This is a genomic window from uncultured Anaerovibrio sp., from assembly GCF_947302755.1.
Lineage (GTDB): Bacteria > Bacillota > Negativicutes > Selenomonadales > Selenomonadaceae > Anaerovibrio.
Map to the genome: position 1 here is coordinate 20,713 of NZ_CAMYWM010000015.1, position 9,392 is coordinate 30,104.

Genomic DNA, 9,392 nt, shown 5'->3' on the forward strand with positions numbered 1-9,392 from the left:
GGAGGATAAGAACATGCCAAGAGTTAAAAGCGGCGTGACTGCACATAGACGTCATAATAAGATTTTAAAGTTAGCAAAGGGCTACAAGGGCTCCAAGAGCAAGCAGTTTAAGAAGGCTAATGAGACCGTTATGAAGGCTCTCTATTACGCTCGTCGTGACCGTCGTGCGAAGAAGGGCGTTTTCCGTCGTCTCTGGATTGCCCGTATCAATGCTGCAGCACGTGCCAATGGTATTTCCTACAGCCGTCTTATTGCTGGTCTCACCAAGGCCGGTGTTGAGGTTAACCGCAAGATGCTGGCTGATCTGGCCATCAACGATGCCAACGCATTCGCTCAGATGGTAGCTGTTGCCAAGGAAAACCTGTAATATCAAATATGAAGAGTTGCTTTCGGGCAGCTCTTTTTATTTTGGTGAAAAAACACAATTGTGATATAATTAAGAGGCTAGTAGAAAGGGGCTGAGCAGATGCTTGAACTGGAACGCATAGAAAGTATTACCAATTCCAAGATAAAATTGGCAGCCAAGCTGCATACCAATAAATATCGTAAGTCAGAAAATCTATTTGTGGCAGAAGGAGTACGTCTGGTGGAGATGGCCGCTCAGTCAGGCTGGCCAATGGAGTATGGCCTGATTTCTGATTCGGCCATGAACAATCCACGGGCTGTGGCCGTGGTGGAGCAGCTTATGGAAAAGGGCTGTCCTGTTTATCAGGTAAACGATCAGCTATATGATAAGGCGACGGATACGGTGACTCCCCAGGGCCTGCTGCTGGTGCTGGGCTATCGGATTTTTACCTGGCAGGAGGTCTTGAACTCCAATAATGGTGATGGTTCGGCTCCCCTTATTGCTGTAATGGACGCCGTCCAGGACCCGGGCAATGCGGGCAATATTATCCGTACAGCCGATGCCATGGGCTGCTCCGGGGTGGTATGCCTGGAGGGTACCACGGATATTTTTGCCGATAAGGTTGTACGCTCCTCCATGGGCTCAATTTTTAATATTCCGGTAATGACCGGTGTAAATCCTGATGAATTAATGGATGTATGCCATGACAACGAGGTAACCCTTATAGCCACTGCTGTGGATGAAACGGCGATAAGGCATTATCTGGCGGATTATGTGAGTCCCTGTGCCATAATTTTCGGCAACGAGGGCAATGGGGTGTCGGAAAAAATGCTGACTGAGTCTGACCAGAGGGTATTTATTCCCATGACCGGTAAGGCAGAATCCTTAAATGTTTCGGCGGCAGCCGCTATTCTTCTGTATGAAGCCTTCCGCAAACGCTCACTTTTATGATATAACGAAATGCCCAAGGAAAAGAATCTGGAGGACGAAGAAACATTGCGGAAATATCTCCCATGGAATATTCCTAAAGACATAAAATTTGAATAATAGCAAAGCAGCCTACGAGCTGCTTTTTTTAGTGCATTTATTGAGATACGGGGGATTCTTGGACACTAACAAAAATCCTAACTTTTGGCTTGTAATCGTGCAGACCACGGTATGATTTAAGAGTTGGAAATTTTTTGACTAATAATAGTTATTGTAAATATAAGTAGTTTTGAGTAAGATATAGATAGCTATAGTGTTACGGGGAGATGATTTTTATGAATAATGAAGCTATGGAGTTTGTGGTGTACTTGATTCATGCTTGTGCCAATAAGTGGAATAAATCTCCCAAGCAAGTATATAGGAAAATGAAAGAAGCTGGCTGTATAGATAAATATTTGGTACCTAACTATGATATATTGCATACTCAGGGAAGTAATTATCTGGTTGATGATATCAAGAAATACTTGGCAACAAGAGGTGTAATGATATGATAGTGTATCATGGTTCTTCAGAGATTATCACTAAGCCAGATGTTTTACATTCATATCGCCAGCTAGATTTCGGGCAGGGCTTTTATGTAACAGCGTTAAAAGAACAGGCTGCACGCTGGGCTCGTCGTAAAGCTGGCCTAAATGCTGGCATTGGCATAGTTAATTGCTATGATATGGAGGAGGAACTAACGGGACTGAAATACAAGACTTTTTCTGATGACTTGTATGAATGGATAGATTTTGTCTGCAAATGTCGTGATGGGGAACTTGAGTATAACGAGCTTTAAGATGTCCCCCACTTCTTTAGGCGGGGGAAAACAAACTACAACAGCTGGCGAGCATATCTCCCAGCTCGTTGCGACGCGAAGCTAGTCCTTTAGGGAAACGCTAATTGGAAGATTTTTCTTCTAAAGAAGAAAAATTTGAACAATGGCGTTATAAGAATTATGATATTATTTCTGGAAAAGTCGCAAATGATAAAGTGTTCAGAGTGGTTGATATGTATCACACGGGAATATGGGACAAAGAAAGAGCTCTAAAGGAAATACGAGTATATCCAAGCTATGATCAAATTGCCTTTATCACTCAAAGGGCAATTGACATAGCGTTGAAGTTTACGTCTTACATTGAGGTATAAGCGATGGATGATAACGTTTTGGAACAGGTATATCAAGAGAGATTAGAGGAAAGAATTATATCATATCTTGCATCATGTCAGTCGATATCCTTAGAACAAGCGATGGAAACGTACTATTCCAGTGAACTGGCCGAAAAAATTCATTCTGGTGTAGATGGAATACAGTACTTGGATTACAAAGTTTTGGTGCAGATATTGCTGGATACGGAGTTACATTTGAATAAACAGTAGTATTTTAGGATGGGGCATTATTGTCGAAAAAACGTTTCGTCAGCGGCCGCCATTCTTTTATATGCAGCCTTCCGCAAACGCTCCACTTTATGATATAATGTAAATATGCAGATTCCTCATAAATAGGCGTAATTCCCCTTCCGTATAGAAGGCCTATATATGGGGAGTTTATTTTTTATACATGGCAAACCTAAGAGGGTGAAGGTAGTGAAATCTAATTTTGATTTTCTGAGGGATGATTTTCCGGTTTTATATAAGCAGGGCTCCATGGCTGAACGTTATCTGTACACTGATCCCAATAGCTGTCTGATCAAGATTGGTCTTATGGGAGAAACCATTATTAAGCTTATGTTTGATTATGATAATGTGGAGCTGCCCTATACCAATGACGCCATACATCGGATAGATACCCTGTACCGTGAGGACCTATTGGACAGGGAAATGACCTCATTATTCCATTCTGTACGGAAAATGCGCAATAGGGCCATTCATGAGGCCCTTGACAATCTGGATACCTGTAAGCAGTATCTCCCGGTAATCCATAGTCTTTCATTGTGGTTTGAGGAAGTATATGGATCGGTGGATTTTAATGCTGATTCTGTGTCCTTTGTTATGCCGGTGGAGGAAGCTGAGCCGCCCCAGGCTGCTGAGGCTGTGGAAGCAGGCAAAGCAGAAGCTGATGGAGACGCGCAGGATAAACAGCTGCTGGCCAAGGCACAAAGCAGGGCTCAGACTGCCGCTGCCATGGACCGTTCTCAGCGCCAGGAACAGGTGCATAGAGCAGCCGCCAAGCGACCTAAAACAGAAGCGGAGACTCGTGTGCTTATTGATGAACAGCTGCGGGAGGCAGGCTGGGAGGCTGATACAATAAATCTGCGTTACAGCAAGGGCACCCGTCCCCAAAAGGGACGTAATATAGCTATTGCTGAGTGGCCCACCACTTCAAGGGCAGGCAACAAGGGCTTGGCGGATTATGCCCTGTTTAAGGGGCTGCAGCTGGTAGGTATTATTGAAGCCAAGGCCATTCACAAGGATGTATCCACCGTTATAGATTATCAGGGAAAGGATTATCCCAAGCATATCCGCCCGGAGGACGAACAATATGTTATAGATACCTGGGGCGAATATAAGGTTCCCTTTACCTTTGCAACCAATGGACGGCCTTATTTGGAGCAGCTTAGAACCAAGTCAGGCATCTGGTTTCTGGACCTTCGGGATAAAGCCAACGTACCGAGGCCGCTGCGGGGCTGGATTAGCCCAATAGGTATTGCCGATATGCTGGAACGGGATGTGGTGGCCGGCAATGATGCCCTGCGTACTATGTCCAAGAATGTATTAAGGGACCCGGATGGACTTAATCTGAGATATTATCAGATAGAAGCCATTGAGGCGGCAGAGAAAGCGGTATTGTCCGGCGCGACTACTTGCCTGCTGGCCATGGCAACGGGGACAGGCAAGACACGCACGGTGCTGGGCATGATATATCGCTTTCTTAAGACCAACCGCTTTACCCGAATTTTATTTTTGGTGGACCGCAATTCCCTTGGGTTACAGGCTCATGACGTGTTTAAGGACGTTAAACTGGAGGAGCTCATGCCTCTGGAGGCTATTTATAACATAAAGGGGCTGGAGGATAAGCTGATTGACAAGGAAACCAGGGTTCAGGTGGCCACCGTACAGGGCATGGTTCAGCGTATTCTGTACAATGGTGGGGACCAGAAGCCGGCGGTTTCGGATTTTGATCTTATTATTATTGATGAGGCCCATCGCGGCTATACACTGGACAAAATGATGACGGAGGAGGAATTTGCCTTCCGTGACCAGCGGGACTTCCAGAGTAAGTATCGGGCAGTGGTGGATTACTTTGACGGTGTGAAGATTGCCCTGACGGCTACCCCGGCTATCCATACCACCCAGATATTTGGGGAACCGGTATATACCTACAGCTATCGTGAGGCGGTGGTGGATGGTTATCTGGTGGATCATGATGCTCCCCACAATATTGTCACCAAGCTGAGTGAGGAGGGCATAAAATACCATAAAGGGGAGTCAGCGGCTATCTATGACCCTGTTACCGGTGAAATAACCAATGTGGAAAGTCTGGCGGATGAGCTGGATTTTGACGTGGATGATTTTAACCGCAGCATTATTTCGGAAAGCTTTAACCGCACGGTACTTACCGAGGTATGCCGGGATATTGACCCTACGGACCCTATGGGGGGCAAGACCCTTATTTATGCGGTAAACGACCATCATGCCGATATGATAGTGGACACCCTAAAGAATATCTACGGGGAAATGGACGTAGATAACGATGCCATCATGAAAATTACGGGCAGCATCGAAAATGGAAATCAGAAAAAAATTCAGCAGGCCATCCAAAAATTCAAGACTGAGCAATATCCCAATATCGTGGTAACAGTGGATTTGCTTACCACCGGTATAGATGTGCCGGCCATTACCAGGCTTGTATTCATGCGCCGGGTCAAGAGCCGTATTCTCTTTGAGCAAATGCTGGGCCGGGCCACCAGACTATGCCCGGAAATTCAAAAGGATCATTTTGATATCTATGATGCGGTAAAAATATATGAGGCCATTGAAAGCAATATGAAGCCGGTGACCAGCAATCCGTCCATTACGCTGACGGCCTTGGTGGATAGCCTAAAGGAGACAGAGGACAGCGAACCAAGGGTGGTACAATATCAGGTAAATCAGATATTGGCCAAGCTGCACCGCAAGGCGGCCCGTATCACCAATGACAAGGAGGAGCAATTTATTAGCATGACGGGGGGCTACAAGGTGGAGGAGTACGCCAAAATGCTTAAGTCCATGAGCCCATCGGCGGTGCGGCACAAGCTCCTGGAGGACCGTGATGTGTTTGTGGAGCTGGAAAAGCACACGGGACTTACCTATGTCAACCCGGTTATTGTGGACAGCCATGAGGATGAGCTGCGCGAGCATAGCCGGGGCTATGGCCGGGCCCGTAATCCGGGGGATTATATTGAGGAATTTACCCAATTTGTGAAGAACAATATGAATCAGGTGGCCGCCCTTAATATTATCTGTACCCGTCCAGCAGACCTTACCCGGGAAAGCCTAAAGGAGCTGCGGCTGATGATGAATCGTGAGGGCTTTACCATCAAGCAGCTGAACACCGCAATATCCTCCATGAACAATGAGGAAATCGTGGCCGACCTGATCAGCTTGGTACGGCGCTTTGCCCTAGGTTCGCCGTTAATCAGTCACAGGGATAAGGTAGACAACGCCATAAAACGGCTTATGAAGGCCCATAATTTTACGGCTATTCAAAAGAAATGGATTAACATGATAGGGGCCTATCTGCAAAATGAGCCTGTATTGAACAAAGCCACCTTTGACCAGGATCAGCGGTTTAAAAATCAAGGCGGGTTCAGAAAAATAGACAAGCTGCTGAATAATGAGCTGGAAAGCCTTATCAAGGAGCTTAACGGTTATATGTATGATGATGGGGGAGAGAGTGCTTGAATACACAGGAAATAGTGGCAAAATTATGGAAGCTGTGTGATGTACTTCGGGATGATGGTATAACATATCATCAATATGTTACGGAGCTGACCTATATACTTTTTTTGAAAATGGCCAAGGAAACCGAGGCAGAGGAGAATATTCCTGCCGGGTATCGCTGGGATGACCTTACCAGTAAGGATGGCATCGAGCTAAAGAAGTATTATAAGGATTTATTGCAATATCTGGGAGAAAATTCCAGCGGCCGTATACGGGAAATCTATCAGGGGGCGGCTACCAATATTGATGAGCCCAAGAATTTACGGAAAATCATTACCTCCATTGACGAGCTGGATTGGTATTCGGCCAAGGAAGAAGGCTTGGGAGGCCTCTATGAGGGCTTATTGGAAAAAAACGCCAATGAAAAGAAATCCGGTGCCGGCCAGTATTTCACTCCAAGACCCCTTATAGATATCATGACCAGACTGATAAAGCCTCAGCCCGGGGAGCGGTGCAACGACCCGGCCTGTGGGACCTTTGGCTTTATGATAAGTGCGTTCCAATATGTAAAGGATCACACCAATGATTTTATGGATTTGGATGGGGATGCAGCCGAATTTGAATATGGGGAAGCCTTTACCGGCTGTGAGCTGGTTCACGATACCCATCGGTTGGCCCTGATGAATGCCATGCTCCACGATATACGGGGGAAAATCATTTTAGGTGATACCCTGTCGGCAGCGGGCAAGGCTCTGAAGAATTATGATGTGGTGCTGACCAATCCTCCCTTTGGGACTAAAAAAGGTGGCGAGCGGGCCACCAGGGACGACCTTACCTATATGACCAGCAACAAGCAGCTGAATTTCCTGCAGCACATATATCGGAGCCTAAAGGCTGATGGCCAGGCCCGGGCGGCTGTGGTACTGCCGGATAATGTGTTATTTGCAGACGGTGATGGGGAGAAAATTCGCTGTGATTTGATGGATAAATGCAATCTCCATACTATCTTGCGCCTGCCTACCGGTATATTCTATGCCCAGGGGGTAAAGACCAACGTGCTGTTTTTCACTAGAGGCACCAGTGATAAGGGCAATACCAGAGAGGTATATTATTATGACCTGCGGACTAATATGCCCTCCTTTGGCAAAACCAATCCACTGAAGCAGGAGCATTTTGCGGATTTCGTCAAGGCCTATGAGGCTGAGGACAGAAGCCAGGTAGAGGACGAACGCTGGCAGAAATTTACCCGGGAGGAAATCGCCGCCAAGGGCAACAGCCTGGATTTGGGGCTGATAAAGGATGACAGCATTGTGGACTATGAGGACTTGCCAGACCCAAGGGAAGCAGCCACTGCAGCCGCCGATGAGCTGGAGGAAGCCGTGGACCTCCTGCGGGCCGTGGTAAAGGAGCTAAAGGGACTGGAGGGGCAGTAAAATGATGAATTGTTTAGTGTGTAAATCTGGTGATATGAAGCCGGCTAAGGAAAGCTATTTTGCCAAACTAAAAAATTGTTATGTAATCATTGAAAATGTTCCTTATTATAAATGTGACCAATGCGGTGAGACAGTTTATTCGGCTTCTGTAATGGAGCGAATTGATGATATTCTTGAACAGCTTGAAAATGTTGCCAGTAAAATTTTTATCTTGGACTATTCATCGGCTGCATAATTTAAGGGGAATTTATGTCAAAAAAACAATTAACAATAGAAGAAAAATTGCAGAATGCCTTGGTACCGGCGGAAGAACAGCCCTATCAGGTGCCGGATAATTGGTGTTGGGTAAGGGAAAACGCAGTGTTATATAATATGGAATCAAGAAAACCAAGTGGTGAAATTTTTTCATATATTGATATTGATGCAATAGATAATAGTCGTCAAGAAGTTTTATTCCCCAAAACGTTACCTGTGTCGAAGGCTCCAAGTAGAGCATCAAGAAAACTGCATAATGGAGATACTTTATTTTCGTTGGTGCGCCCATATTTGATGAATATCGCCTATATAGATGAAGAACTTTGTAAATGTATTGCTTCTACAGGTTTTTATGTTTGTTCACCAAGGGAAAATGTGGTTAATAAATGGCTGTATTGGTTTATGGTTAGTCCATATACGGTTTATGGTTTAACTACATATATGAAAGGTGATAATTCACCTTCAATACGTGGTGGAGATATTGAAATGTTTCCATTACCTCTCCCGCCTCTCCCCGAGCAGCAGCGTATAGTAGACCGTATAGAGTCCCTATTTGCCAAGCTGGATGAGGCCAGGGAGAAAATCCAAGGGGTATTGGATGGGGCGGAGCTGCGCAAGGCGGCCATCCTTCATCAAGCCTTTACCGGGAAGTTAACCGCCAATTGGCGCAGGACCCATGGAGTAAGCGATGATAGCTGGAAAGAAGCCAAGTTAGGTGATGTGTGTAAAATTAATCCACCTAAAATCGATGCTAATAAATTTAATGAGGATTTAGAAGTGTCATTTATACCTATGGCAGATGTTTCTGACATTACGGGAGAAATAACAGGCTATCAGACTAGAAAATTGAGTGAAGTAAAAAATGGCTTCACTAATTTTCAAGAGAACGATGTAGTTTTTGCTAAAATAACGCCTTGTATGGAAAATGGAAAGTCGGCAATTATTGGCAAGCTAAAAAATGATATAGGGTATGGAACAACAGAATTTTTTGTCATACGTTCATCTGCCAGAATAATTAATAAATTTGTGTATCACTTGGTACGTAGCTCGGAATTTAGGAGTAAGGCAAAATCAAATATGTCTGGTGCGGTAGGTCAGCAACGTGTGCCAAAATCATTCATGCAACAGTATCTTATAAAGTTACCAACCGTCCCCGAACAACAAGAAATAGTCTCTCTCCTAGATAATCTTTTAGCCAAGGAGCGGAGCATTGTTTCCACCTGTGAAAAATCCCTTGCCACCATTGACACCATCAAAAAATCCATCTTGGCCCGGGCCTTCCGGGGGGAGCTGGGTACCAATGACCCTACCGAACCAAGCTCCATAAACCTGTTAAAAGAAATACTGAATCAGCCCTCCAGTTAGTTACACAGTAAATATCGTATTCTTATTTGTGTGTTAATTGCAGCTATGATATAATCACAAAAATTTTCGAGAGGTTATATGGCTGCAACAACATTTATAGTCGTTCTGATATTGTGAAGCGACTGAAAATTAAATAAGTTCAAATAATTTCAGAATAATTCGAG

10 protein-coding genes are annotated in these 9,392 nt (G+C 45.0%); all 10 read left to right on the forward strand.

The features are described 5' to 3' along the window. Positions 1-13 precede the first annotated feature (13 nt). The 10 genes from rplT to Q0Y54_RS03010 all read left to right on the forward strand — a co-directional run bounded on the left by rplT (position 14) and on the right by Q0Y54_RS03010 (position 9,228). Positions 14-367 (forward strand): 50S ribosomal protein L20, encoded by a 354-nt coding sequence (gene rplT, locus Q0Y54_RS02965; protein WP_297964131.1) that lies wholly within the window; start codon positions 14-16, stop codon positions 365-367. A 99-nt stretch (positions 368-466) separates the two neighbouring features. Next, positions 467-1,297: an RNA methyltransferase gene (locus Q0Y54_RS02970; protein WP_297964133.1), complete on the forward strand. Its 831-nt coding sequence runs from the start codon at positions 467-469 to the stop codon at positions 1,295-1,297. 311 nt (positions 1,298-1,608) lie between these two features. Continuing rightward, a complete protein-coding gene (locus Q0Y54_RS02975; protein ID WP_297964135.1) occupies positions 1,609-1,824 on the forward strand; it encodes a DUF3791 domain-containing protein in 216 nt (71 codons plus the stop codon). Then, a complete protein-coding gene (locus Q0Y54_RS02980) occupies positions 1,821-2,111 on the forward strand; it encodes a DUF3990 domain-containing protein (protein ID WP_297964137.1) in 291 nt (96 codons plus the stop codon). The genes Q0Y54_RS02975 and Q0Y54_RS02980 overlap by 4 nt, the downstream gene beginning before the upstream one ends. A 104-nt stretch (positions 2,112-2,215) precedes the next feature. Continuing rightward, positions 2,216-2,461 (forward strand): DUF3990 domain-containing protein, encoded by a 246-nt coding sequence (locus Q0Y54_RS02985; RefSeq protein WP_297964139.1) that lies wholly within the window; start codon positions 2,216-2,218, stop codon positions 2,459-2,461. Between the two features lie 3 nt (positions 2,462-2,464). Further along, the gene (locus Q0Y54_RS02990) at positions 2,465-2,692 is read left to right on the forward strand and encodes a hypothetical protein (RefSeq protein ID WP_297964141.1); all 228 of its coding nucleotides are present in this window, start codon (positions 2,465-2,467) and stop codon (positions 2,690-2,692) included. A gap of 207 nt (positions 2,693-2,899) precedes the next feature. After that, positions 2,900-6,196 (forward strand): type I restriction-modification system endonuclease, encoded by a 3,297-nt coding sequence (gene hsdR / locus Q0Y54_RS02995; protein ID WP_297964143.1) that lies wholly within the window; start codon positions 2,900-2,902, stop codon positions 6,194-6,196. Beyond that, the gene (locus tag Q0Y54_RS03000; protein ID WP_297964145.1) at positions 6,193-7,608 is read left to right on the forward strand and encodes an N-6 DNA methylase; all 1,416 of its coding nucleotides are present in this window, start codon (positions 6,193-6,195) and stop codon (positions 7,606-7,608) included. The genes hsdR and Q0Y54_RS03000 overlap by 4 nt, the downstream gene beginning before the upstream one ends. Position 7,609: 1 nt before the next feature. After that, positions 7,610-7,843 (forward strand): type II toxin-antitoxin system MqsA family antitoxin, encoded by a 234-nt coding sequence (locus Q0Y54_RS03005; protein WP_297964147.1) that lies wholly within the window; start codon positions 7,610-7,612, stop codon positions 7,841-7,843. Between the two features lie 14 nt (positions 7,844-7,857). Further along, on the forward strand, positions 7,858-9,228 hold the full coding sequence (locus Q0Y54_RS03010) for a restriction endonuclease subunit S (RefSeq protein ID WP_297964149.1): 1,371 nt from the start codon (positions 7,858-7,860) through the stop codon (positions 9,226-9,228). Positions 9,229-9,392: the final 164 nt, after the last annotated feature.

Excerpts from the sequence above, each read along its gene's own strand:
- Q0Y54_RS02970 (WP_297964133.1), top strand. The coding sequence starts at position 467 with ATGCTTGAACTGGAACGCATAGAAAGTATTACCAATTCCAAGATAAAA.
- rplT (WP_297964131.1), top strand. The coding sequence starts at position 14 with ATGCCAAGAGTTAAAAGCGGCGTGACTGCACATAGACGTCATAATAAG.
- Q0Y54_RS03005 (WP_297964147.1), top strand. The coding sequence starts at position 7,610 with ATGATGAATTGTTTAGTGTGTAAATCTGGTGATATGAAGCCGGCTAAG.
- Q0Y54_RS03010 (WP_297964149.1), top strand. The coding sequence starts at position 7,858 with ATGTCAAAAAAACAATTAACAATAGAAGAAAAATTGCAGAATGCCTTG.
- Q0Y54_RS02990 (WP_297964141.1), top strand. The coding sequence starts at position 2,465 with ATGGATGATAACGTTTTGGAACAGGTATATCAAGAGAGATTAGAGGAA.
- Q0Y54_RS02980 (WP_297964137.1), top strand. The coding sequence starts at position 1,821 with ATGATAGTGTATCATGGTTCTTCAGAGATTATCACTAAGCCAGATGTT.
- Q0Y54_RS02975 (WP_297964135.1), top strand. The coding sequence starts at position 1,609 with ATGAATAATGAAGCTATGGAGTTTGTGGTGTACTTGATTCATGCTTGT.